The 24,722-nt window shown below is 34.5% G+C and carries 26 protein-coding genes; 13 read left to right on the forward strand and 13 right to left on the reverse strand.

Going from position 1 to position 24,722, the window contains the following annotated elements:
• Position 1: 1 nt before the first annotated feature.
• Entirely contained in the window at positions 2 to 739 is a 738-nt protein-coding gene (locus K7G79_RS11200) for a membrane metalloprotease (RefSeq protein WP_223551675.1), read from the reverse strand.
• Positions 740 to 992: 253 nt separating this feature from the next.
• On the opposite strand from K7G79_RS11200, the gene K7G79_RS11205 reads away from it, so the two are divergent.
• From K7G79_RS11205 to secDF, 4 genes are all read left to right on the forward strand, one after another.
• Positions 993 to 2,018, forward strand: coding sequence for a DUF6588 family protein (locus tag K7G79_RS11205; RefSeq protein ID WP_223551676.1), 1,026 nt, complete (start codon positions 993 to 995; stop codon positions 2,016 to 2,018).
• Between the two features lie 194 nt (positions 2,019 to 2,212).
• Positions 2,213 to 3,139 (forward strand): malate dehydrogenase, encoded by a 927-nt coding sequence (gene mdh / locus K7G79_RS11210; RefSeq protein ID WP_223551677.1) that lies wholly within the window; start codon positions 2,213 to 2,215, stop codon positions 3,137 to 3,139.
• A gap of 78 nt (positions 3,140 to 3,217) precedes the next feature.
• Positions 3,218 to 3,829 carry a hypothetical protein gene (locus K7G79_RS11215; RefSeq protein ID WP_223551678.1) on the forward strand — a complete coding sequence of 204 codons (612 nt, stop codon included), beginning with the start codon at positions 3,218 to 3,220 and terminating at the stop codon, positions 3,827 to 3,829.
• 150 nt (positions 3,830 to 3,979) lie between these two features.
• On the forward strand, positions 3,980 to 6,973 hold the full coding sequence (gene secDF, locus K7G79_RS11220; RefSeq protein WP_223551679.1) for a protein translocase subunit SecDF: 2,994 nt from the start codon (positions 3,980 to 3,982) through the stop codon (positions 6,971 to 6,973).
• Positions 6,974 to 7,232: 259 nt separating this feature from the next.
• Here secDF and K7G79_RS11225 read toward each other — a convergent pair whose 3' ends face one another.
• The 6 genes from K7G79_RS11225 to K7G79_RS11250 form a co-directional block, all read right to left on the reverse strand.
• A complete protein-coding gene (locus tag K7G79_RS11225; protein ID WP_223551680.1) occupies positions 7,233 to 8,666 on the reverse strand; it encodes a sulfatase in 1,434 nt (477 codons plus the stop codon).
• Positions 8,667 to 8,768: 102 nt separating this feature from the next.
• Positions 8,769 to 9,242, reverse strand: a complete 474-nt coding sequence (locus tag K7G79_RS11230; RefSeq protein ID WP_223551681.1) for a DUF192 domain-containing protein — start codon at positions 9,240 to 9,242, stop codon at positions 8,769 to 8,771.
• A gap of 3 nt (positions 9,243 to 9,245) precedes the next feature.
• Positions 9,246 to 10,184, reverse strand: coding sequence for a prolipoprotein diacylglyceryl transferase (gene lgt / locus K7G79_RS11235; RefSeq protein ID WP_223551682.1), 939 nt, complete (start codon positions 10,182 to 10,184; stop codon positions 9,246 to 9,248).
• Between the two features lie 12 nt (positions 10,185 to 10,196).
• Complete coding sequence (locus K7G79_RS11240) at positions 10,197 to 11,342, reverse strand: peptidylprolyl isomerase (protein WP_223551683.1); 1,146 nt, start codon at positions 11,340 to 11,342, stop codon at positions 10,197 to 10,199.
• 10 nt (positions 11,343 to 11,352) lie between these two features.
• Positions 11,353 to 11,901 carry a gliding motility-associated peptidyl-prolyl isomerase GldI gene (gene gldI, locus K7G79_RS11245; protein ID WP_370634214.1) on the reverse strand — a complete coding sequence of 183 codons (549 nt, stop codon included), beginning with the start codon at positions 11,899 to 11,901 and terminating at the stop codon, positions 11,353 to 11,355.
• Positions 11,891 to 12,910: a bifunctional oligoribonuclease/PAP phosphatase NrnA gene (locus K7G79_RS11250; RefSeq protein ID WP_223551684.1), complete on the reverse strand. Its 1,020-nt coding sequence runs from the start codon at positions 12,908 to 12,910 to the stop codon at positions 11,891 to 11,893. Before K7G79_RS11250 ends, gldI begins: the two co-directional genes overlap by 11 nt.
• Positions 12,911 to 12,998: 88 nt before the next feature.
• Between K7G79_RS11250 and K7G79_RS11255 the strand changes: the two genes are divergently transcribed.
• Positions 12,999 to 13,418: a nucleoside-diphosphate kinase gene (locus K7G79_RS11255; protein ID WP_223551685.1), complete on the forward strand. Its 420-nt coding sequence runs from the start codon at positions 12,999 to 13,001 to the stop codon at positions 13,416 to 13,418.
• 185 nt (positions 13,419 to 13,603) lie between these two features.
• Here the strand turns inward: K7G79_RS11255 and K7G79_RS11260 are convergent, their stop codons facing one another.
• The 3 genes from K7G79_RS11260 to K7G79_RS11270 form a co-directional block, all read right to left on the reverse strand.
• Entirely contained in the window at positions 13,604 to 13,795 is a 192-nt protein-coding gene (locus K7G79_RS11260; protein ID WP_223551686.1) for a cold-shock protein, read from the reverse strand.
• 98 nt (positions 13,796 to 13,893) lie between these two features.
• Complete coding sequence (locus K7G79_RS11265) at positions 13,894 to 14,190, reverse strand: DUF721 domain-containing protein (protein WP_223551687.1); 297 nt, start codon at positions 14,188 to 14,190, stop codon at positions 13,894 to 13,896.
• A 9-nt stretch (positions 14,191 to 14,199) separates the two neighbouring features.
• Entirely contained in the window at positions 14,200 to 15,279 is a 1,080-nt protein-coding gene (locus tag K7G79_RS11270; RefSeq protein ID WP_223551688.1) for a DNA replication/repair protein RecF, read from the reverse strand.
• 139 nt (positions 15,280 to 15,418) lie between these two features.
• On the opposite strand from K7G79_RS11270, the gene K7G79_RS11275 reads away from it, so the two are divergent.
• The 8 genes from K7G79_RS11275 to K7G79_RS11310 all read left to right on the forward strand — a co-directional run bounded on the left by K7G79_RS11275 (position 15,419) and on the right by K7G79_RS11310 (position 21,989).
• Positions 15,419 to 16,189 (forward strand): tol-pal system YbgF family protein, encoded by a 771-nt coding sequence (locus tag K7G79_RS11275; RefSeq protein WP_223551689.1) that lies wholly within the window; start codon positions 15,419 to 15,421, stop codon positions 16,187 to 16,189.
• A 1-nt stretch (position 16,190) separates the two neighbouring features.
• Positions 16,191 to 16,676, forward strand: a complete 486-nt coding sequence (gene ribH / locus K7G79_RS11280; protein WP_223551690.1) for a 6,7-dimethyl-8-ribityllumazine synthase — start codon at positions 16,191 to 16,193, stop codon at positions 16,674 to 16,676.
• 190 nt (positions 16,677 to 16,866) lie between these two features.
• On the forward strand, positions 16,867 to 17,097 hold the full coding sequence (locus K7G79_RS11285; protein WP_223551691.1) for a hypothetical protein: 231 nt from the start codon (positions 16,867 to 16,869) through the stop codon (positions 17,095 to 17,097).
• 17 nt (positions 17,098 to 17,114) lie between these two features.
• The gene (locus tag K7G79_RS11290; RefSeq protein WP_223551692.1) at positions 17,115 to 17,417 is read left to right on the forward strand and encodes a hypothetical protein; all 303 of its coding nucleotides are present in this window, start codon (positions 17,115 to 17,117) and stop codon (positions 17,415 to 17,417) included.
• 3 nt (positions 17,418 to 17,420) lie between these two features.
• Entirely contained in the window at positions 17,421 to 19,274 is a 1,854-nt protein-coding gene (gene mutL, locus K7G79_RS11295; RefSeq protein WP_223551693.1) for a DNA mismatch repair endonuclease MutL, read from the forward strand.
• 3 nt (positions 19,275 to 19,277) lie between these two features.
• Complete coding sequence (locus K7G79_RS11300; protein ID WP_223551694.1) at positions 19,278 to 20,006, forward strand: rhomboid family intramembrane serine protease; 729 nt, start codon at positions 19,278 to 19,280, stop codon at positions 20,004 to 20,006.
• Positions 20,003 to 20,869, forward strand: a complete 867-nt coding sequence (locus tag K7G79_RS11305) for a rhomboid family intramembrane serine protease (RefSeq protein WP_223551695.1) — start codon at positions 20,003 to 20,005, stop codon at positions 20,867 to 20,869. The genes K7G79_RS11300 and K7G79_RS11305 overlap by 4 nt, the downstream gene beginning before the upstream one ends.
• A gap of 94 nt (positions 20,870 to 20,963) precedes the next feature.
• Complete coding sequence (locus K7G79_RS11310) at positions 20,964 to 21,989, forward strand: endonuclease/exonuclease/phosphatase family protein (RefSeq protein ID WP_223551696.1); 1,026 nt, start codon at positions 20,964 to 20,966, stop codon at positions 21,987 to 21,989.
• 27 nt (positions 21,990 to 22,016) lie between these two features.
• Here the strand turns inward: K7G79_RS11310 and K7G79_RS11315 are convergent, their stop codons facing one another.
• From K7G79_RS11315 to lepB, 3 genes are read right to left on the reverse strand one after another with little or no spacing between them, the layout of a single operon-like run.
• A complete protein-coding gene (locus K7G79_RS11315; RefSeq protein WP_223551697.1) occupies positions 22,017 to 22,325 on the reverse strand; it encodes a DUF6122 family protein in 309 nt (102 codons plus the stop codon).
• Positions 22,325 to 22,981: a WbqC family protein gene (locus K7G79_RS11320; RefSeq protein ID WP_370634215.1), complete on the reverse strand. Its 657-nt coding sequence runs from the start codon at positions 22,979 to 22,981 to the stop codon at positions 22,325 to 22,327. Before K7G79_RS11320 ends, K7G79_RS11315 begins: the two co-directional genes overlap by 1 nt.
• A gap of 55 nt (positions 22,982 to 23,036) precedes the next feature.
• Positions 23,037 to 24,608 carry a signal peptidase I gene (lepB, locus tag K7G79_RS11325; protein ID WP_223551698.1) on the reverse strand — a complete coding sequence of 524 codons (1,572 nt, stop codon included), beginning with the start codon at positions 24,606 to 24,608 and terminating at the stop codon, positions 23,037 to 23,039.
• Positions 24,609 to 24,722: the final 114 nt, after the last annotated feature.

The following is a 24,722-nucleotide window of genomic DNA, read 5'->3' on the forward strand; positions in this document are numbered from 1 at the left end:
TTTATTTACCACCATTCGCTTGCAAATCTGCTAAACATAGGGCATCAAGTTGAGGTACGGTATTCATATTGCCTAAACTTACTTTAGATTCGGTAGCCCAATACATAAGACAACTTTCTACGTTGCAATGATGTTCATGTTCAGTATCTTCATGTTCAGTTTGCATGGGAGTTCCCAGATTGGTCAACCCTAAAATGTGTCCAAATTCATGATTGATGACAGTTGATTCTAAAAGACTTCTGCTAGGTTCCAGAGGACTATTGCTAAGGTCTCTAATGGTTTCTTCATAAATCACAAAGGAAGTATTCCAGTAAGCCGTACCAAGAACTACATTTTCAGCAGTGTCATTATCCGATTTACCATCTGTAAAATAGGCCCATATTGCAATTTTACTATTTGTGTTATAGTGCTCCCGTTCTTCTCTTTCTATTTCTGCAATATCTTCAATAGAATAGGTTTCCTGTCCAAGCGTAGCAATAGCACGCTTTAAAACCGTAATACCTGATGGTTTATAAATGCGATTTGTTAGAAACGAAACATAATTATCTATAGCTGTTTGAGTGGGTTCATAGCCTTCTACATAAACAAGTTCAACAACCATACTCTTAAATGTGCCATCAGATAATATATCGTTTGCTGAACTCCCTGTACTTTGTCTATTGTTAAAGACGTTAATGTTGTTTGTGTCGTTAGGGTCTGAAGGGTCATCCTTTGTACATGATCCAATAAATAGGAACATAAAAAAAATGGATAAGAGTTTTAATTTAGAAATGGGGCTATGCATTTTGTTATAGTTTCTAGGTATTGCCAATAAATTTAAAATAAAGTTAGATAAATATTAAGTCTATTTTACACTATATATAAAAACAAGTAATAGTTTAATATTCCACCAAATTTAAATAATTAATCGATTAAATGATTATTATTTTCGATTAAAATATTATTTGTATGAAATATTTTATATTTTTGTAATACTCAAATTTATTTATGTTATGAAAAGATTCATCCTACTTATGTTGCTTGGTGTAGTAACTACAATTTCAAAAGCCCAAGATATTGATGGCTTATTTGCTGCTGGTGTAGAAAATGCAGAACGTTTTGCTAATGATTATTTAATGCCAGGAACCAATGGCTTAATGTATAGTATGAATGCTAACTGGTTTAACACCGCTGACGTTAAACCTTTAGGAGGATTTGAAATATCGATTGTAGCAAATGCTTCTATATCTAATAATGAACATAAGATTTTTTTAATGGATTTAGATTTATACGAAACTGAAGATTTCTCAGTCGAATTTGTTGATAATCCAAGTGAAAGAACTAGAATGGTTGCCACTGCGCTTGGTGAAAATAATCCAAATATTGAAATAGATATATCTGATAATAACAATCCTCTTTTAACAGAACGTATTACATTGCCTTCTGGAATTGGAGATGCTACAGCTAATTTATTACCTACAGCGTTTATACAAGGAGCCATAGGGTTGAGTAAGGGATTTGAGCTTAAAGCACGATTTGTGCCAAAGGTAAAAACCGACGAAGTTGATATAAGTATGTATGGAGCGGGTTTGCAAATTGAATTTACTAAATGGTTGCCTGCAGATAAGATATTGCCTGTAGCCATATCTGGTTTGCTCGCCTATACTAATTTAGATGCAACCTATAACTTAACAGATACATTTGAAATAGATGGCGATAATCAGCGTATTGAAAGTAACACAAATACTTGGTTATTACAGTTGGTAGCTTCAACAAAATTACCCGTAATTAATTTTTATGGTGGTTTGGGATACATTAAAGGAGAATCAAAATCTGATATTTTAGGAACATATACAGTTACAGGAGGACCTTTCATTGCCAATACGTATACAGACCCTTTTTCGGTATCGAGTGAAGTGTCCAGCGTAAGGGGTACCATAGGTGCAAAATTAAAGCTCGGTTTTTTTAGATTTAATGCAGAATATCATCTATCTGAATTTAACGCCTTTTCATTAGGTCTAAACTTTGGGTTTAGATAAAAAAATGAATCCTTTCGAAATGTAAAAGCACAAGAATTAATCCTTGTGCTTCTTTATTTAAGTATATTTTATTCATACATTTGTTAAGCAAAAAAATACAGGCCAAAACAAACAAAAATCATTTTTTTGGCCAGTATAATTTTTCAAATTTGTCCAAAATAAAAACTGTTAATATATAATTTAAAATTAAAGATATGAAAGTTACCATAGTTGGAGCAGGGGCTGTTGGAGCCAGTTGTGCTGAATATATTGCGATTAAAAATTTTGCATCCGAAGTCGTGTTGTTGGACATTAAAGAAGGTTATGCCGAAGGCAAGGCCATGGATTTGATGCAATGTGCTTCTTTAAATGGATTTGATACTAAAATTACAGGGGTTACAAACGATTATAGTAAAACAGCTAATAGCAACATTTGTGTGATTACCTCTGGAATACCCCGCAAGCCAGGGATGACCCGTGAGGAATTAATTGGTATTAATGCTGGTATTGTTAAAACGGTTGCTAGTAATTTAATAGAGCATTCTCCAAACACCATCATGATTGTGGTGAGTAACCCAATGGATACCATGACCTATTTGGTGCACAAATCCACCAACCTACCCAAAAATAGAATTATTGGTATGGGAGGCGCATTAGATTCAGCACGTTTTAAATACAGATTAGCTGAGGCATTAAATGCGCCTATTAGTGATATAGATGGTATGGTAATAGGTGGACATAGTGACACAGGAATGGTACCGTTAACCAGTCACGCGACAAGGAACAGTGTTAGGGTATCTGAATTTTTAAGCGAAGAGCGTATAAATCAAGTTAAGGAAGACACTAAAGTAGGTGGCGCTACACTTACTAAACTATTGGGAACCTCAGCTTGGTATGCCCCAGGAGCTGCTGTTAGTGCCTTGGTACAAGCTATAGCATGTGATCAAAAGAAAATGTTTCCTTGTTCAACATTTTTAGAAGGCGAATATGGCTTGAATGATATTTGTATTGGAGTTCCTGTAATTTTAGGTAAAAATGGTATTGAAAAAATTGTGGATGTGCCATTAAGTGATGCTGAAAAAAATCACTTGAAAGCCAGTGCTGAAGGTGTTACCAAAACCAATGGTTTATTGGAGTTATAGAATAATTTAAGCAGTTAGGTAATTTATGTAAAGACTGTAGCAATACAGTCTTTATTTTTTTATATTTGGGGCATGAATATGAGATGGTACATAGGTGCATTACTTTTTATACTTTCCCTTGTTGCTCTTGTTAACCAACAACAGGACACTGTACCTAACCAAGTACTAGTATTAGAGTTTACGGATGGTAAAATAACACTTTCCGAAACACAAAATACCGTCAGTGTTGTTAAAGACCGATTACAGGATTTAGGCGCAGAGAATATTCGAGTTACAGAAGAAGCTAATAGTAGGTTAAGAATTACTTATCATAGTGATGTTGACGTTAATCATATAAAAAATGCACTTTCTGAAGATAATACTTTAGTCTTTAATTACCCTATTGACGGTAAAGGAAAAACAGGTTCAAGATTTCCCTTAGAAGATAATAGGGTTAGTTGCAATCTAGATATTTATGAGATTCAAAAGAATAATGGTTCATCGTCAGGTTTTGGAGCTATACCCGTTCTAACCATAAATCATAAAAGTGAAAGATTAAATGTTTTAGATGTTTATCGCTTCAATAATTATCTAGATGATAATATAGCCAACACTATTAAAGTTACTTATAAAGTACATTATACTATCGTCTTGTCGATAGAAGAACCACTTCACATTACTCCAGAGGTTAGAGCTGGGCCTTTCTGCTAAAATAACATTCTTAGATTAAGTAAACCCAAAGTCAGAGACTTGAAGGCTTAGTCAACTTTCATCAATAAAAAAACAAAAATATATTACAGAATAAACGGTAAATAATATATTTGTCCGTTTTTTAAAATAGCGATTATAAAATATATAAACATGCAAAATAAAGGATTAGTTAAATTGTTTGCGTTGTTATTCGGATTGGTAAGTGTTTACCAATTGTCGTTTACATTTAAGGCAAACCAAATTGAAGACGAAGCACAGGAATTGGCAATTAGTAAAATTGCAGACACTGAAGAGGACTACCGAGCCAAGCGAAGTCAGGAAGAAGCCAATTATTTAGAGTCAATAGCTACCGATACCGTGTTTAACATTGGTATAGCAAAATTCACTTATAACGAAGTGAAGCAAAAGGCCATGAATCTTGGTTTGGATTTAAAAGGAGGAATTAATGTTATCCTTCAAGTGTCTGTAAAAGATATCTTAAAAGGATTAGCAAATAATACAAAAGACCCTGTATTTAATAAAGCTTTGGAAGACGCTACAGAACTTCAAAAGAATAGCCAAAATACTTATTTAGAAGATTTCTTTGTGGCTTTTGATGCTATTAAAGGCGATACCAAGTTGGCATCACCAGATATATTCTATACAAAGGCCTTAGATGGTGAGATAGAAGGCAATATGACCGATGACGAAGTTAAAAAGATTATCAGTACTAAAATTGACGAATCCATTGTTTCTGCATTTGAAGTATTACGTAAGCGTATCGATGAGTTTGGAGTAACTTCTCCAAACATTCAACGTTTAGGAACTTCAGGGCGTATTTTGGTAGAATTACCAGGTGTTAAGGATGTAGAACGCGCTACAAGTTTATTACAGAGTACCGCTCAATTGGAATTTTGGGATGCCTATAAAGGCGAACAGTTTTTTGGGTTTTTGGCTCAAGCCAATGAGACTTTAAAAGATTTGGTTGAGGTTGATACACCCGAAGTTGCAGAAGCTGAACCTCAGGACGAAGAAGACGCACAAGATGCAGCCATCGATGACCTGTTAGGTGAAGCTGAAACCGATTCTACCGCTGTTGCTGCCGTTAATCCACTATTGGATTTAATTAGAGGGCCTGGTTATCAAGGCGGCCCAATAATAGCAAGATTCGAAGTTAAGGACAAAGTGACTGTATTAGAGTATTTAAACAAGCCAGAAGTAAGGGCCTTATTGCCTGTAGAGCAGCGTTATGCGAAGTTTGTTTTTGGAAAACCGGAAAAAAACAGTGAACTGATAGATCTATATGCTCTTGTTGGAAACAGAGACAATACACCTCAATTAAGTGGAGCGGTAGTTACAGATGCCCGTGTGAATTTTAGTGTGGCAAATAAACCAGAAGTTTCCATGCAAATGAACTCTAAAGGAGCTAAGATATGGGAAGAAATGACTGGTAAGGCGTTTTCTCAAGGAAGTCAAATAGCTATTGTTTTAGACGATGTGGTATATTCAGCTCCTGGTGTGACATCTGGTCCAATAGCAGGAGGTAATTCTTCAATTTCAGGAAGTTTTACATTAAATGAGGCAGAAGATTTAGCTAACGTTTTACGGGCAGGTAAGTTGCCAGCATCGGCCGATATTATATCAAGTGAGGTAGTTGGACCATCCTTAGGTCAGGAAGCTATTGATAGCGGTACCATGTCCTTCATGATTGCTTTGGTATTGGTATTGGTATGGATGATTCTTTATTATGGAAAGGCCGGTGGTTTTGCAGACATCGCCATGGTTTTAAACATCCTATTAATATTTGGTATATTATCTGGTTTAGGGGCTGTATTGACTTTGCCTGGTATTGCAGGTATCGTATTAACCATTGGTATGTCGGTTGATGCCAACGTACTTATTTTTGAACGCATCCGTGAAGAAATAGCTAAGGGAAAAGGACAAAAAGAATCCATTCAAGATGGGTTTAGCAATGCTTTATCCTCGATTTTAGATGCCAATATTACAACTGGATTAACGGCTTTAATACTATTCATTTTTGGTACAGGACCTATTAAAGGATTTGCAACGACCTTATTGATAGGTATTTTTACATCCTTGTTTACTGCCATTTTTATTACCAGATTATTGGTTGACTGGTACATTAACAAAGGTGGTAAATTAGATTTCTCAACTGCGATTACTAAGAACTTATTTAGGAATATAAATATTGAATTCCTAAAGAAACGTAAAGTCGCTTATATAATTTCTGGAGCTTTTATCGTATTAAGTTTAGGCTCTTTAGTGACTGTAGGTTTAAACCAAGGCGTCGATTTTGTTGGAGGTAGAACCTATCAAGTACGTTTTGAGAACGATGTTAACGCAACAGAGATTTCTTCAACTTTAGCTAATACTTTTGGCAGTGCAGATGCAAAAACTTTTGGTAGTGCCAACCAGTTAAAAATTACCACCAAATACAAGGTCAATGAAGCAAGTTCTGAAGTTGATGAGGAAATAAGACAGCTATTGTATAATACGTTACAACCCCATTTATCGGGTCAGACCTATGAAGAGTTCATCGATTTAAACGATGTAAACAAACAGGTTGGGTTATTGGAGTCTTTTAAAGTGAGTCCAACCATAGCCGACGATATTAAGCAAGCCTCTTTTTGGGCAATCTTAGGATCACTTATTGTAGTGTTCCTTTATATCTTAATGCGTTTTAAGCGTTGGCAGTACTCTTTGGGTGCAGTTGCGGCTGTATTCCATGATGTATTAATAGTATTGGGGATTTTTTCACTAACCTATAGATTCATGCCGTTTAGCATGGAAATAGACCAAGCTTTTATTGCGGCCATTCTAACGGTAATTGGTTACTCGCTTAACGATACGGTAGTAGTATTCGACAGGATACGGGAGTTTTTTAATGAGCATACCAGCTGGAAGTTTGACCGTGTAGTAGATACTTCTTTGAGCAGCACATTAAGTAGAACGTTGAACACCTCACTTACAACTCTAGTCGTATTATTATCCATATTTATTTTTGGTGGCGATTCCATTAGAGGATTTATGTTTGCATTAATTGTGGGTGTGATTGTAGGTACTTACTCATCATTGTTTATTGCAACACCTATCATGTACGACACGGTACAAAAACTTGAAGATAAAAAGAAGAAAAAAAACTAACTCATTTTTTCTTTGCAATAAGCCTATCATTTGTTTGATAGGCTTTTTTATTGGTGCATTTTATAAAAGTAAGTTTAGATTTTAAGGCTGTTGTTTTTCTGAAAGTTATTAAAAAGGCATATAAAAACTGTGATCAACAGCCTGAAAAACGAACAATAGGAAATATCACCATTATAAGATTCCTCCTTGTTCTCTTGTGACTTGACAAACAATTAAAAAACAGCTTTTAGTTCTTTAAAGAACAACCAAATTCCAATGATTAAGGATATTCAAATCCCAAATCATTCCTTCGTAGTTGTTTTAATTTCTTTTTGAGTTGTTCTTTAAAATAAGCCACAGTTTCAGTATATTCTGTGTTATTGGCTAGATTGGTGTATTGTTTCGGGTCATCCTCCATATCAAATAATTCTATGCCTTCTGAAGCATCTTCATTGTATTGAATATAGGCCCATTTATGATTTCTCAATAAAAAAGACTTACCACCTTGACTAACACTAAAAGCCATATCCCTCACACTATGTTTAGGCTGGTTTATTGTTTTGACCAAGCTTTTGCCTTGTATATGTTTTGAGTATTTTAATCCAGCCAGTTCAGCAACAGTTGGATATAAGTCCAATAATTCAACAAATGAGTGACAGACTTGTGGTGTTTTTCCTGGAACTTTTATAATTAAAGGAACTCGAACAGATTCTTCATGCAGGCTCACTTTCATCCAAAAATCATGTTCTCCTAAATGAAACCCATGGTCTGAAGTGAAAATAACAATAGTATTATCTTCCAGCTTTTCATCCTTTAGTGTTTGCAATACTTTCCCAACTTGTGCATCCATATATGATACCGAAGCATAATAAGCCGCTACAGCTTTCTTTTCTTGTTCGAGAGACATTTCACCGTTTAAACTAGTTACATAATTAATGCCTCGTTTTGGAATATCGTCCCAATCGTTTTCCACTTTTTTTGGCATCGTTATATCTTCAAATGGATAAGGTTCAAAATAAGATTTTGGAGCAACAAAAGGTACATGAGGCCTTACAAAACCTACAGCTAAAAAGAATGGTTCGTTTTTGTGTTTTTTAATAAGTTCAATCGCTTTTTCAGCTGTCTTACCATCAGAGTGTACCAAATCATCACCATCAGCTTTTACAATAGTCATGACATTACCCCCTTTGCGTTCAATGGTCCCATCGGGATTATTCTGAACTAATTCGGCATCTCCTATTGCTTTCCATTCCGGACCTTGACTGTTAAAACGTTCTGTCCAAGATGCTTCATCGTCTGTTCCATTGGATCCGGTTTCAATGTCTATAGGGACTCCCATGTGGAATATTTTACTAACCCGAGCTGTGTAATAACCATTTTCCTTGAATAACTGTGACCATGTTTTTCGATTTGGACCAATGTTTTCACGTCCACTCACATACCCATAGGTTTTGGTGGCATTAGGGTAATAACCTGACATCAATGAAGCTCTTGAAGGCCCACAAACAGGGTATTGTGTATAAGCTTTTGTATAGCGAATCCCTTCTGAAGCTAGTTGATCTATGTTTGGTGTATAACAAGCTTTATTTTCATAGGATGAAACAGCAGAGGCAGTTAAATCGTCTGAAATGATAAATAACACATTAGGCTTTTTCTCTTGCGAGCAACTAACTATTAAAGATAAAATAATGCAATAGACAAAAAATTGTTTCATCTTTTTATATTTATTTTGTTTCAAAGGTCAGAAGAAATACTCTTATATGTTTGGTGGGTATTCACCGAAAATTTACTTATATAGGCATTTCATATGACTGTTTTAATGAGTGTAACTTATAGTATTGCCAATTTTTAATTGCCACTTGTCTGCAAGACCAGCATTGACTTCTAAAACGTATTTAGCGGGGCTATTGGAAGGAAGGGAAGTTTCGTCAAAAGCTTGGGCGTTTTTTTGAAAACTAACAATCTTTTTGTTTTCGCCTATAAAAATAATATCTAGCGGAATACGTGTATTTTTCATATAAAAGGAGCGTGGTTGCTCATTTTCAAAAATAAATAGCATCGCTTGTGTATCAGCCATACTGTTACGGTACATTAACCCTGTTTGGGTGTCGTAATCAGTATCTGCAATTTCAATATTAAGATGTACTGTGGTTGAATCGGATTTGATAATGGTCAACTCTCCTTCCTTTTTAAAAGTAACTTCTGTTTGCTTAATTACTTTTTTGTTATCCTTACAAGATACAATTATTAAAAGGTAGCATACATATAGTAGAAATCGTTTTATAGACATGCTTTATTTGCTTACAGTTTTGGGTTTATAGACAAACATAAAATAGAGACCTATTAATATAAAAGGAATGCTTAACCATTGGCCGGTTTGTAAGCCAAACCAGTTGATGTATTCATCGCCTTGAGGTTCTTTAACAAATTCAACAAAAAAACGTACCGTCCAAAGCAAGATTAAAAACAATCCAAAAAGAAATCCGCTTTGATCACTTTTTTTGGTTTTTAAGTAAACAAACCACAGAATTAAAAACACAAAAATGTAACAGAAAGATTCGTATAATTGTGCGGGATGGCGGTATGGGATTACCTCCAATAATTCGGTGAATTGCGGATTATTGGTTACAGCATTATATGCTTCTTCAATATTTTTAATACCTGTTACTCTTACAACATCATACTTATTGTAATAATCCTGAATAAAACGAACACCAAGTGGGAAGTTTTCATTTTCAACGACCCTTCCAATAATTTCAGAATTGATGAAATTACCTATTCTAATGAAAACGGCACCGGAAGCTACAGATATTACAACACGATCCAAAATCCAGAGTAACGATTTGTAGTTGTATTTTTTTCGGTATAAATACATTCCGATAATAATGCCTATAGCGGCACCATGGCTGGCCAAACCTTGAAAACCAGTAAATTCAAAGCCACCTTTAAATTTAAATGGGAGAAATATGCTGAAAAAATCTTCAGTAATTAATTCTGATTGATAAAAAAGGACATGCCCTAATCGGGCACCAAGCATGGTGGCTAATACGGTATAGATAAAAAGCGGGTCTAAATACTCCAGAGAAATTTTTTCTTTAGTGAAGATACGCTTCATAATATACCAACCGATAATAAAGGCTACCACCCACATTAGGCTATAAAAATGGAGTTTAAAGTTGCCTGCTATGTCTATACCTGTTATAGGGTTCCAATCGAATTTTAATGCGTACATATTTTTATTTAACTAGTTTAAAAGTTTAAGGATTTCAACTTCAAATATAATATTTGATTTTGGCGGAATACCATTGCCTCCTGCTTCGCCATAAGCTAAGTGGTATGGAATAAATAGTGTGGCTTTATCACCTACACTTAGGTGTCTTAAACCTTCCTTAAATCCAGGAATCATTCTAGCGTCTGGACCAATATCACAAGTTATAGGTTCGTATCGTCCAGCATTTTTTTGTTGTTCATCTACCGCGTTCAAGGCTTCAGCTATTTCTAATTTACTGGTTTGAAGTAGTTTTCCGTTTTCAAAATAAACAGCATAATGAGCAAGTACTTTAGAGGTTTCAGACAGCTTTTTTCCATCGCCTTTTTCAGTAACAAAATATTGCAAACCAGAAGGAAGTGTAGTGGTTTGGATACGTTGTTTTTCAAATTTTTCTAGTGTTGCTTTTACAATAGCTTGTGCTTTGGCTTCCTTTTCTTCCTTAATGCGCTTAGCTTCAATAAAATGATCTTTAAAAATGGTAGATGCATTAAAATTTTTGGCTGCTCTCCCTTTTCTAATAATGTTTATTTCCTTTATAACATCATTTTGTTTAATAGAGTCAACGACTTCAAGTCCCGTAATGACTTCCCCAAATACGGTATGGCAACTAATACGTCTGTTTTCACAATTTTTTAAATTGCCCTCATCGTCATAGGCATCCAACCATGGCGTTTCTTTGTGGGTAATGTAAAACTGACTTCCATTGGTGCCATAACCCGAATTGGCCATAGCCAATGTCCCTTTTTTGTCATGTTTTAGACTTATGTCAAATTCATCGTTAAAGCGATAGCCCGGATTTCCAGAACCATCACCTTTAGGGTCACCACCCTGAATCATAAAATCGGAGATGACACGATGGAATTTCAAACCATTATAAAATTTTTTATCTTTATATTCATTAGCAACCATCGTATTGGTGCCCTCTGCTAAAGAAACAAAATTGGCAACTGTTACGGGTGTTTTTTCATGCTCCAATTTAGCAACCATAACCCCTTTTCCAGTGACGATTTCGGCATAAAGTCCGTCTTCCAATTCAGAATATTGTGCTTTGCAGGAATACAGGTTAAGTATAATTAACAGAACGGGCGAGAAGAACATAAACCATTTTGTATATCTCATTTTCTTTTATTTAATTATTGTTTTCAGTAATAGAAAATATCGTGACTTCACACATTAATGGCATATTACTGCCTATTTTGTTTTGGTCTCCATAATAGCCATAGGCCTTTTGGGAGGGAAACAAAAACGTAACAGTTTCACCAGTTTTCATAAGTTTTAAACCTTCCCTAAGCCCTGTGAAAAGTTCTTGTTGGTCCATAACGTAGCGTTGTATTTTGATGTCATCTTTAGAATAAATAGTTTGTCCGCTAAGAGTCTTTACGTTGTAATTATAGTCAATTACATCTCCAAAATTAGGTGTTTTTAAGGTATCGATTTCTGTTTTTGTATTGTAGTAATACCAAAATCCACTTTCTGAAGCGATATAATTTTTATCGTTCTGTTGTTCCATAACCTTAAGGATATGGGATTGTTCCTTAGCGTTGAGTTTTTTATTTCGTTCTACCGAATCGTCTATAAAAGAACCTGTTTTAACCGAAATGGGCTTTCGGGCTTCTGGTGTTTTGCAACTAACAATAAAGAGGCTTGCAAATAATAGAGGTATGAGTTTATTCATCATTTAGGGCGTTTTTATAACTAGGCAATATACTAATAAATTTTTCAATGGTGTCGTTTAAAGATAAATAGCTCTTACCACCTGCGGCATTTGTGTGTCCGCCACCGTTGAAATGTGCCCTGGACATTTCGTTAACAGAAAAATGACCTTTAGAGCGTAACGAAATTTTAACAATGTTTTCCTGTTTGTCTTCAATAAAAATTGCTGCCAGCACAATATTGTCTAACGACAGGCCATAATTTACAACACCTTCGGTATCACCTTTTTTATAATTGTATTGGTTAAGTTCTTCTTGGGATAAGCTAATATATGCAGTACGGTATTCAGGTAGTATTTTTAAATTATTGAGTGCACAGCCCAAAAGCTGTAGGCGTTCATAACTGTTAGTGTCGTAAACATTGTTATGGATTTGTGAATTTTTGGCACCTTTATCAATAAGTTGAGCTATAATATGATGTGTGGTGCTTGTGGTACAATCAAATTTAAAGGAACCTGTATCAGTCATGATACCAACATAAAGACAAGTGGCTATGGTAGCATCAATATTATCAGTGTCTTTAAGCATGTCTATAAAATGATAAATCATTTCACAAGTAGAGCTCATACTCACATCTGAAAACATAAAAGTAGCATAACCATTAGGAGCCTGGTGGTGATCTATCATGATTTTTAATGCGTCACTTTCATATAATGGGATTTCCATATTGCCAGTTCTATGAAAAGCATTAAAATCTAAAGTAAATATAATGTCGGCTTCACTTATTAATCTATTGGATAATTCTGTTTGATAGTCGTATACCCAAACGGTTTCTGCTCCAGGTACCCATTTTAAAAAACTGGGACAGTCATTGGGTAAAATTACAGTTGTTTTATGCTGATATTTTGAAAGGTAGTGATATAGTGCTAGGCTAGATCCAATGGCATCGCCATCTGGATTTTTATGAGTTACAATTACTATTTTTTTAGGGGTTGAGAGTAACTGTTTTATCTGTTCAATGTCTTGTTTGTTCATAGAAAACGAATATACAATTTTTTTAAAATTGCCAAATCTTGTTTTTAAGAGGAAATAGATTACTTTTGCACAAAATTTAAAAGAACAAATGGCAACAAATAGAACATTTACAATGCTTAAGCCAGATGCTGTTGAAAAAGGGCATATTGGTGCAATATTAGAAAAAATTACAGCTTCTGGATTTAAGATCGTAGCAATGAAATTAACACAAATGTCTAAGGCTGATGCAGAAACATTTTATGCAATCCATAGCGAACGTCCATTCTTTGGAGAATTAGTAGAGTATATGACCCGTGGACCAATAGTTGCAGCTGTGTTAGAGAAAGATAATGCTGTTGAAGATTTTAGAACCTTAATTGGTGCTACCAACCCGGCCGATGCAGCAGAAGGTACCATTAGAAAATTATATGCAGCTTCAATGGGCGAAAATGCTGTACATGGTAGTGATAGTGATGAAAATGCAGCTATTGAAAGTGCATTCCATTTTTCTGGAAGGGAAATATTTTAAATATTTTATAAATTGGTTAAAAAAAGCTTTCGATAAAATGCGAAAGCTTTTTTTTGTATACTTGGTTTTACTTGGATTGAATCAAGTCGAAGTAAAAAATTGTAAGTTCTTTTGTTTTAAAGCATAAAAAAAGCCTATTAAATAAATAATAGGCTTTAGTAATGTTAAAGTGTATATAATTTAGATTAGATAACTTTTACGTTTACTGCGTTTAAACCTTTTCTACCTTCCTGTAGATCAAATTCAACTTCATCACCTTCACGAACTTCATCAATTAATCCAGAAATGTGAACAAAATGTTCTTTGTTGTTTCCTTCTTCAATGATAAAACCAAACCCTTTGGAATCATTAAAGAACTTTACTGTACCTTTACTCATTGTATTTGTATTAAAAAAATTAAGTGTCAAAGGTAGTTTAAATAATAATAGCTTGCAGGTTTTATACAGTTTTTTTTTTAATTTGATTTAAAATGTAATTAGCGCAAAATCAATTTTTTAATAATTTCCTTGCCTAACTCTTCATTAAGCATGGTTATTATTTTTTGCTTGCCATAACTTAATTCTTCCCGCAAAACACTGGAACTTAATTGAATGTAAAGTGTTTCACGTTCCAAACGAATACCAGTGGTATAATTGTTTACCCCATTACCCATTAGTTTAACCCAAGCATCTACAACATTTACTTTGTCCAGACCTTTATCTAATTTATTGGTTTCAACAAATTCTTTTAAAGCGTCTTTTATGCTAATATGTTCGTTGTTTCGTTTTGGCATGGCAATTAATTACAATTTAAAAACCTCATACGATTGGTGAGCCTGTTTCACAGTATTTTCAGTGCGTTCGGCATGTGTGTCACTAATAAATATTTGTCCGAAACTATCTTCACCTACTAATTTAATAATTTGTGTTACACGGTGCTCGTCCAATTTATCAAAAATATCATCCAATAACAAAATAGGGTTTACACCACTTTGTGCTTTGATAAAATCGAATTGTGCCAATTTTAATGCAACTAGAAACGATTTTTGTTGACCCTGACTTCCAAACTTCTTTATGGGATGCCCTTCGATATTAAAAGACAAATCGTCTTTATGAATACCTACACTGGTATATTGAAGCGCTTTGTCTTTATTGATTTGTTGTTTTAGTAAAGATTTAAGATGATCCTCAAACAAATGACTATTGTAAACCAGGCTTATTTTTTCATTACCATTACCAATGGTTTTGTATCGCGTTTTAAAAATAGGGGTAAACGTTTCTAAAAATTGTTGCCTTTTTTCAAAAACAACTGTGCCATATTGAGTTAGTTGGTCATTATAAACAGCAATAGTGTCTGGGTTAAAGGTATGGTTTAAAGCAAAATATTTTAAAAGTGCATTGCGCTGTGCCAATATTTTGTTGTAATTAAGAAGATTGGATAGATAGCTTTTATCACTTTGTGAAATCACACTATCAATAAATTTACGACGTACATCGCTGCCTTCTACAATTAAATCCCTATCGGCAGGTGAAATAATGACTAATGGTAAAAAACCAATGTGTTCGCTAAACTTGTCGTAAGGTTTGCCATTGCGCTTAATCACTTTTTTTTGACCTCGTTTTAGGCTTACCACTACCTTTTCCGGTTTTTCATTTTTTATGTAATCGCCATTAATTACAAAAAAATCCTCACCGTGTTTAATGTTTTGGGTTGCTACCGGATTAAAATAGCTTTTTCCAAACGAAAGATGATAAATGGCATCTAAAATATTGGTTTTCCCAATACCATTATTACCAACAATACAATTTATCTTTTCGTTAAGGTTAAGCGATTTGCTGTCAAAATTTTTGTAATTGATTAAAGAAAGTGATTTTAAAATCATAAAAATAAAGACTATTAGCGTATTTAATTTATGGTAATACCAAAACAATGAGGGATGCAAATTATTGAAAATAATCAAATAAATACCCTTTTAGTTATAAAGAAAAATTATATTTTTGCGGCGCATTAATATAGAATATATGGCAACTTATAATAAAAGAGGTTACAAACCAAAAACTAAAGTAGAAAAGGAACATAATATAGAGGAAGGTTCAACAACCGCAGAGGTTTTTAATACGTTGGATGAAACGGCATCTAAGACAGAGGCATTTGTTGAAAAGAACCAAAAATATATCTTTATTATTATAGGCATTGTTGCTGTTGTTGTTTTGGGGTCTTTAGGATATAAAGAGTTTATAGCAAAACCCAAACAGGTAATGGCTATGAACGATATGTTTCAAGCGCAAAAATATTTTGAAGACGCCGTTAATGGTGTGGAAAAAGACTCTTTGTACAATTTGGCATTAAATGGTGGTGAAGGAAAATATGGTATGTTGGATATTGTAAAGGAATATGGCGGTACGCCTGCAGCCAATTTAGCCAATTACTATGCTGGAACGGCCTATTTAAGATTAAAGGATTACAAGAATGCCGTTGAGTATTTAAGTAATTTTAAAAGCGATGATGAAATTTTGGCACCATTGGCTAAAGGAAATATTGGAGATGCGTTTGTACAGTTAAATCAACCTGAAGATGCTTTAAATTATTATGAAGAAGCAGCCAATATGCGCGATAATGAATATACAACCCCTATGTATTTATTTAAGGCAGGTGCCATAGCATTAGATTTGGGACAGGCAAAGAAGGCATTAGATTATTTTGAACGTATTAAGGAAGACTATTCCAATGCCACCGAGGCTTCCAATATAGATGTATTTATAGGAAAAGCACAAGTATTGGCAAATAAATAATATGGCTACGGCAAACAAAAATTTATCAGACTACGATAAAGCATCAATCCCAAACGCGAATAAATTTCGGTTTGGGATTGTTGTTTCAGAATGGAACGATATTATCACAGAAAAACTGTTTGAAGGTGCTTATAATACCCTTATTGAGCAAGGCGTTTTACCTAATAATATCATAAGGTGGAATGTGCCCGGTAGCTTTGAACTGATCTATGGTTGTAAAAAAATGCAAGAGCAAATGGTAAATGCCGTTATTGCCATTGGAAGTGTTATTCAAGGAGAAACCAAACACTTCGATTTTGTTTGCGAAGCGGTGTCACAGGGCATAAAAGACCTTAATGTGAATCGTGAAACTCCTATAATCTTTTGTGTGCTTACCGATAATACAATGCAGCAGGCTCAAGATCGAGCCGGAGGCAAACACGGTAACAAAGGTACTGAAGCGGCTATAGCGGCTATTAAAATGGCAGCACTAAGAAAAAATAGTTAAATATTATTTTGCATCCGGGCTTTTTGGTAGATAGTTGAGAAAAGCAATACCCAATCTACCACCAATCTTCTGTTAAGATATTACTAATATTTTATGGCTATACCTTCTTGATAAGTTTCACTATTCTTATGACTTTTAACTTTTAACTTCAAACTTTAGTTTGTATTTTTGGGGATAAGCACAATGTACTTTGTTTAAACAGCGAAAGCATAGGACCTTTAATTACAAGCCTAGATTTACTAAAGGTAATGAAGGTGATTCTCGCTTAGATGCTTCTGGAAAAACAGATTTTGTTTCGAGATGGAAAGAAGCCCAATCTGGTAAGCGAAAGCTTAAAGGTGGAGTGAAACTCAGTACTTTAATTCTGGTTTTGGTATTATTATTGATTTGTATGTATTTGTTGGAAAAGAGATACCTGTAACCTAAAACTTAAAAATCATGGGACCAATAAAATTCACTTTAATTAAGAAATTGCCGAGAAATAAAAGGTTTAATTATACACCAAGGTATTATAAAGGAAAAGAGGAAACAGACGAAACAAAATATGCTACAAGATTTGATGCTTATGCAGATGCCTATAATAAAAGTGACTTTTCTGGCCAATGGCATGAAGCTAGGATGAATAATAGAAATAGAAATAATTCTGGATTTAATAAAACAATTTTGGTATTAATAGGTTTTTTTGTCTTGATTTTTCTTTTTATTATCGATTTCGATCTCTCTATTTTCTTTTCAAAATAATTCATGGCAGATATTATTCAGCTATTACCCGATCATGTAGCCAATCAAATAGCTGCAGGAGAAGTTGTGCAACGACCAGCTTCGGTAGTTAAAGAGCTTTTGGAAAATGCTATTGATGCTGGGGCAACAACCATAAAGTTAATTGTTAAAGATGCCGGAAAAACCCTTATTCAAGTTATAGATAATGGTAAGGGGATGAGCACTACCGATGCCCGTTTAAGTTTCGAACGCCATGCCACGTCGAAGATTAGAACGGCCGAAGATTTATTTCAACTACATACTAAGGGGTTTCGAGGCGAAGCACTAGCAAGTATAGCTGCTATAGCCCATGTGGAACTTAAAACCAAACAAGAACAGGATGAAGTAGGCACTTCAATAACTATTGAAGGTAGTGAAGTAACCTCCCAGGAAGTAGTGGTTACTCCTAGCGGTACATCTATTTCGGTTAAAAACCTATTTTTTAATATTCCCGCAAGACGTAATTTTTTAAAGTCTAATACTGTAGAACTGCGACATGTTATTGATGAATTCCATCGCGTGGCCCTAGCGCATCCCAGCATTCATTTTTTGTTGTATAATAATGGTAGTGACACCTTTAATTTACCGGTCAGCAATTATAGGCAGCGCATTGTAAATATTTTTGGGAATAAGACCAATGAAAAATTAGTGCCTGTTGAAGAAGAAACAGATGTTTTAAAAATATCTGGTTTTGTAGGAAAACCAGAGTTTGCAAAAAAAACAAGAGGTGAACAGTATTTTTTTGTGAATGACCGTTTCATTAAAAGTGCCTATTTAAACCATGCCATATTGTCGGCTTTCGAAGGGTTGATTAAAATTGGGATGCACCCTAGTTATTTTTTAAACTTAAAAGTAGACCCACAATCCATTGATATAAATATTCATCCCACCAAAACCGAAATCAAGTTTGATGATGAGCATACACTTTATGCTATTTTACGTTCCTCAGTAAAGCACAGCCTAGGACAGTTTAACATTGCGCCCGTACTTGATTTTGAACGGGATTCCAATTTAGATACGCCCTATAATTACTCAAAATCAACAATAGAACCCCCAAAAATTGAAGTGGATCGAAATTTTAATCCGTTTCAAGAACAAAAGCATTCCAACAGACACCTTACATCCAGTTTTAAAAAGCAGTCTACTGGTCATTGGGATGGTTTATATGTAGGCTTGGAGTCTAGGGAAATGGCGACTGACAATGACTTTACTAATGTGGAATTTGAAACCGAAAAATCGGAGAGCTCGCTGTTTGAAAACGACGACCAAAAAGAACACATAAGTACCACCTATCAACTTCATAATAAATACATTATTAGTACCATTAAATCGGGCATGTTGGTTATAGACCAATACCGTGCCCACCAACGTATATTGTACGAAGATTTCCTCCAAAATATAACAGTTAAGCAGGGGGTGAGCCAACAATTGTTGTTTGCTTTAAAGTTGCATTTTTCGGTTCAGGAAATAGAAATCATTAAACCTTTGAAGGACGATTTAGAGCATATGGGCTTTATGTTTTCAAGTATTGAAAAAGAATCGGTAGAAATTACGGGAGTCCCTTTAGGTGTGTCAGAAAGTGAGGTATCCATTATTTTGGAGCAGCTTATTAGCGATGTACAGAACGAGGTACCTGATGCCAACTTTAGTACAACGGATTTGCTTGCAAAATCAATGGCTAAAAGTTTGGCTATAAAAACAGGACAAACCTTAAAAAAAGACGAGCAGGAACATATAGTGAATAAACTTTTTGCTTGCAAAGAACCCAATGTATCACCAACCAATAGGTTGACCTTTATTACGGTTGGGGTAGACGAGTTGGATAAAAAATTTATATAGTTTATGATTAGGATTTCAGATACGGTTAAGCATTTATTAATCATTAATGTGCTCATGTTTATTGGAACATTGGCTATTGGAGGAACTACTTTTTATGATTGGTTTGCTATGCATTTTCCAAAAAACGAAGCTTTTAAGTCATGGCAGATTTTTACCCATATGTTTATGCATGGTGGACCAACACACATCTTGTTTAATATGTTCGCTTTGTGGATGTTTGGTACGCCTGTTGAACATTATTTAGGAGCTAAGAAATTCCTTTTTTTATATATATCAGCTGGATTGGGAGCCGTAGCATTGCAGGTAGGGTATTATTATTTTCAATATTTGCCAATGGAGACCCAGGCATTGCAACTTGGTGCTACCCATGAACAAATAATAGAAGTGTTTAAGGACAACAAAATTTTTACTGCTATTGGTCCTAAGTTTAATGAAATTTATTTTGCTAGTATGGTTGGAGCATCTGGGTGTATAATGGGAGTATTAGCTGCTTTTGGCATTATGAACCCTAATGCAGAATTGATGCTAATATTTTTACCTATCCCTATAAAAGCCAAATACTTTATTCCAGGGATAATTATGTTGGATTTAATTTCAGGACTAACGGGACAATCTTTTTTTAGTCCTAGTAATACGGCATACATGGCGCACGTAGGTGGTGCCTTAACCGGATTTTTAATTATGTGGTATTGGAAGAAAAATCAGTTTAATAAAAATCGATGGGATTTATGACATCGTTATCACAGGACATAAAAAACAAGTTGCAACGCCTAAATGTACTGGAAAAGATAATCGCCATCAATCTAGCGGTTTTTCTTTTAGGTGCAATCTTTAAATCGGTTGTAAGCTGGTTTGAATTGCCAAGTAACTTTAATACATTAATACTTCAGCCATGGAGCTTGGTAACCTATGCTTTCGTGCATTACGATTTTATACATATTCTGTTCAATATGTTATGGCTTTATGTAATAGCCCAATGGATTTTAAATCTGTTCAGCCCTAAAATGGCTTTAAACATTTACTTTCTTGGTGCCATAAGCGGGGCTATGTTCTATTTGTTGATTTACAACCTGTTTCCAGACGTTTTTGTAAACTCACGTTTGGTAGGTGCCTCGGCTTCTGTTAGGGCCTTACTTATTTTTTTATGTGCTTATATGCCCAATAAGGAATTCCGGTTTTTTACCATAAACATAAAGCTATGGTATATTGGTTTGGCGATAGTTATATTGGATGTATTAGGAGTTATTTCTGGAATAAAAGATCCCGTTTTGGGAAATTCTGGAGGTAATATAGCCCATTTAGGCGGTGCAGTTTTAGGCTATATTTATGCCAAACAGTTAATCAAGGGAACAGATATAGGTAAAGGTTTTGAAACGTTTATGGATGCTATCGTAAGCTTATTTAAATTGCCCAAAAGAAAACCCTTAAAAACCGTACATAAAAACAAAAGCAAGGTTGGCGGTTTTACTAAAGGGGATTTTAATGAATTTAACAAGCAAAAAAAGATTGATATTATTTTGGATAAAATTAGTAAGAGTGGTTACGATAGCCTAACGGCAGAAGAAAAGGAGTTTTTGTTTAGGGCAGGTAAATAGCTTGAGGTTTGCAGTTCTAGTGTTCGAATGTCAGGATGGATTAATAATACACAAAATGACCATTAATGTAATAACCAATAACTATTAATTTAAAGTGAAGAAATTGGGCTTATTTAATAGGATTATTTATGGTGTCAATGTTATATTGGCTGCAGTTCTTTTGCTATCCTATTTATTGCCTTTACTACCCCCAAAAACGTTTTCCATATTGGCTGTACTTAATTTAGGTGTACCTTTTTTGATACTTACCAATGCGTTATGCTTTTTATATTGGTTGGTAAAGCTTAAAAAACAACTACTGTTATCGTTTATTGCTTTATTTATAGGTTATCTGTTTTATGGGTCGTTGTATAAGTTATCAGCATCAAAGGATATTGACGCAACCAACAGTTTAAAAGTAATGAACTATAATGTGAGGTTATTCAATTTGTACGAATGGATCCCCGAAAAGCACATTGAAACCAAAATCACCGACTTTATAAAAACTCAGTCACCTGATATTTTAAGTTTACAGGAATATCACCCCCATCAAAAAGTTAACCTCTCTTTCTTTAAATATAAATACGAAAAACTTTCTGGTAAAAAGGTAAAGCATGGTCAGGCCATTTTTTCTCAGTTCCCTATAATAAATAGTGGGTCTGTCGAGTTTCCCGATACTGGTAACAATGCTGTTTTTGCCGATATTGTAAAAGGAGAAGATACGATTAGGGTTTATAATATCCACTTAGAATCCATGCATATCAATACTAATGTTGAAAGCCTTAAAAAAGAAGATTCCGAACGCTTGTTTAAGCGGGTAAGCCAAACCTTTAAAATGCAACAGTTTCAAACCGAATTGTTTTTAATGCACAAAAAGCAATGCCGATATAAAATGATTATTTGTGGTGATTTTAATAACACGGCGTTTTCGTATGTATACCAAAGAATCAAAGGCAATTTAAATGATACTTTTAAAGAAGCTGGTAATGGCTTTGGTAGTACGTATAATATTAAATTTTTTCCAGTACGTATTGATTACATTTTTGCAGATGAAGCCTTTACTGTTAATGGTTTTAAGACGTATAGTGAGAGTTATTCAGACCATTACCCCATAATGACCAATTTAAGTTTGGAAAAGTAGGGCCTAGAATACAGTATCAGTTATAATTTACATAAATTTACAATCTACTAAATCAGAAAGGATATGAATAACCAATCCTAGTGCTATCAGTCTTGATTTTTTTGGCACTAAGAGAAATATATAGAATGTAATGGCAAATGACGAATGTAAAGGATGAAAACCAATACTACATCTATTGGGATCGAAAACTGGAGTAGCCAATATATGGTCTAAGTCAATGACAAAAGCAGCTAACATGATTAAGTAAGCTATTTTCCAATTGGATTTATAAAATAATAAAGCTATAACCAAGGGGAATAAAAAATGGCAGCCATAATGTGCAAAGGACTGTAGCATTACATTAATTTTAATTCTTGGGATTCCAAATAGTTTAGTGCATTAGGGCCTTCGTTAAACAGTAAATCCAAAACACTTAAGTTAGGAATAAATCCATGTTTGTCACTAAACACTTGAGTGTATGGTTTAAAGTTATAATATTGTTCTTTTTTGGCTTTAACCAAGTTACGATAATCGATGTAATCTTCGACGGTTTCTTTATAAATTTTAGACTTTGATATATTTAACTCCAGTTGTAAACAATCACAAACGGCATCAAAACAATTAAGATTAAAATCAAAAATATAGTCATACTGTTTTTGAAAAAGAGGGGCTAGCTCATCTTCATAATATTCAAAAAAAGGAGAGGTTCTATAGGCAGTAAGCAATGATTTCCAATGGATGCTCTGCCAATTTTCTGTATTGAAAATTTTAACACCCCTATATTTCTGCCTGTTTTTTTGGGTGTGTATTACAGGAATATTTAAAGCTAACTTACCATTAGCACCGTAAATATAAGTACGATTTCTATAGGTTTGCTTAGCAAAATTATCATCCATTTCAAACATCACTTCCTTGGCTTTAACGATAGCAACAAAATGGGCTATAGATGGGAAGTATGTTGGATGGATAATGATGTTCATTTTCATGTCATTCCTGCGAAGGCAGGAATCCATTTTTTAGTACTTTAAGTTTCAATTTATAAGATTCCTGCCTTCGCAGGAATGACAATTAGCTGTTTGACTTCTTTCGCTTTTGCCATTTGCTAAAACCTATCCAACCAAACAGAACAACTAAAAAAGGAATGAAATAGGAAGTTGCTTTACCTTTTCCATGAACTGTAGTGAAAAAGCGTTCCCAACGTGGATTTTTAAGTCCGTCCCAACTCATCCAAATAAACACGGGTTTACCAACCACATGGTCAAAAGGGACAAAGCCCCATGCGCGAGCGTCGATAGAGTTATGGCGGTTATCACCCATCATCCAGTAATAATCCTGTTTAAAAGTATAGGTATTAATAACTTCTCCGTTAATTAAAATTTGGTTGCCTTTTACCTGAAGTGCATTCCCTTCGTATTCAGTAATGACACGCTTGTAAAGCGGAAGTACTTCTAAGTTGATATCAATAGTTTTTCCTTTTTCTGGAATATATAAAGGTCCAAAAAAATCGGTATTCCATTTATAATCAGGGTGATGTGGAAATATATTAGCATCCCTAACCCCTTTTTCAGCTTTAGCAGGGATAATAGTCGCTACGTTAGGATGATTTTTAAATTTAGCAATAGCTCCATCGGTAATCGCAGGAAAAACATAAGTGTTTGGGAAAGGTCTTGGAGGATCTGTAATATCATAGCGTTCCTTTAGAAAATTAAGATTGAATCCGCCATTTTTTGGCTGAACATAATAACTAAACTGCAATTGTGCTCTATCGGGTAATTGGTTTTGTTTGCCATTAATATAAACATAACCATCACGTACTTCTAAGGAATCACCCGGCAAACCCACACAGCGCTTTACCAAATTGGTTTTTTTGTCTATGGGTTTGTAATAATTTCTATCAGGATGGAAATCGTTCATGTTCAACAAGGTGTCTGCTGGTTGGTTGAACACAACTATTTCATTACGCTTTATGTTTTCAAAACCTGGAAGCCGTAAATAGGGTAACTGTAACTTATTTTTCCATGAGTTACTGCCTTTATGGTCATCAAATAAATAGGATTTGGTTTTTAACCCTGGAATAGTGTCATGAACCATAGGAGCAGCTACGCTCGTCATGGGTACCCTTGCCCCATAATGAAATTTACTAACAAACAAAAAGTCGCCCACCAATAACGATTTTTCCAAAGAGGACGACGGAATGGTAAAGGGCTGCATAAAATAGGTATGCACAATGGTTGCCGCAACAATAGCAAACAGAATGGAGCTGGTCCATTCACCAGAGCCAGACTTAGGTTGTATGCTTCGGTCTTCAACATAATTTACATCAGCAACATAGTTTAAATAGTAGTTGTAGAACCCTAGGGTAACAACGGCCAAAAACGTATCGGTATATGAGTTTTTGCCAAAACTCCTTGCCGTTTCTACCCAAACTACAATAAGCATAATAAGGTTAACGATGGGTAGGAACATTAAAATAATCCACCACCATGGACGGTTAATTATTTTCATTAGGATAATACCATTATAAACAGGAACAAATGCTTCCCAGGCTTTTCTGCCCGCTTTAATATGTAATTTCCATGTGCCTAAACCATGTATGAGTTGGATGACTAATAGAAATGTAAACCATTGTGTTAACGTCATAATCTTTTCTATTGAGAGTTGCCTTTTGGCAAGAGATTAATTTTTAATGTTCAAATTTGCAGTTTTTCTAGATGAAATAAAAATCCGTGTTCATTGATTGACTTATTTTTAACA

It is taken from the genome of Aestuariivivens sp. NBU2969 (assembly GCF_019931125.1).
In the GTDB taxonomy this organism is placed as follows: Bacteria; Bacteroidota; Bacteroidia; order Flavobacteriales; family Flavobacteriaceae; genus Aestuariivivens; species Aestuariivivens marinum.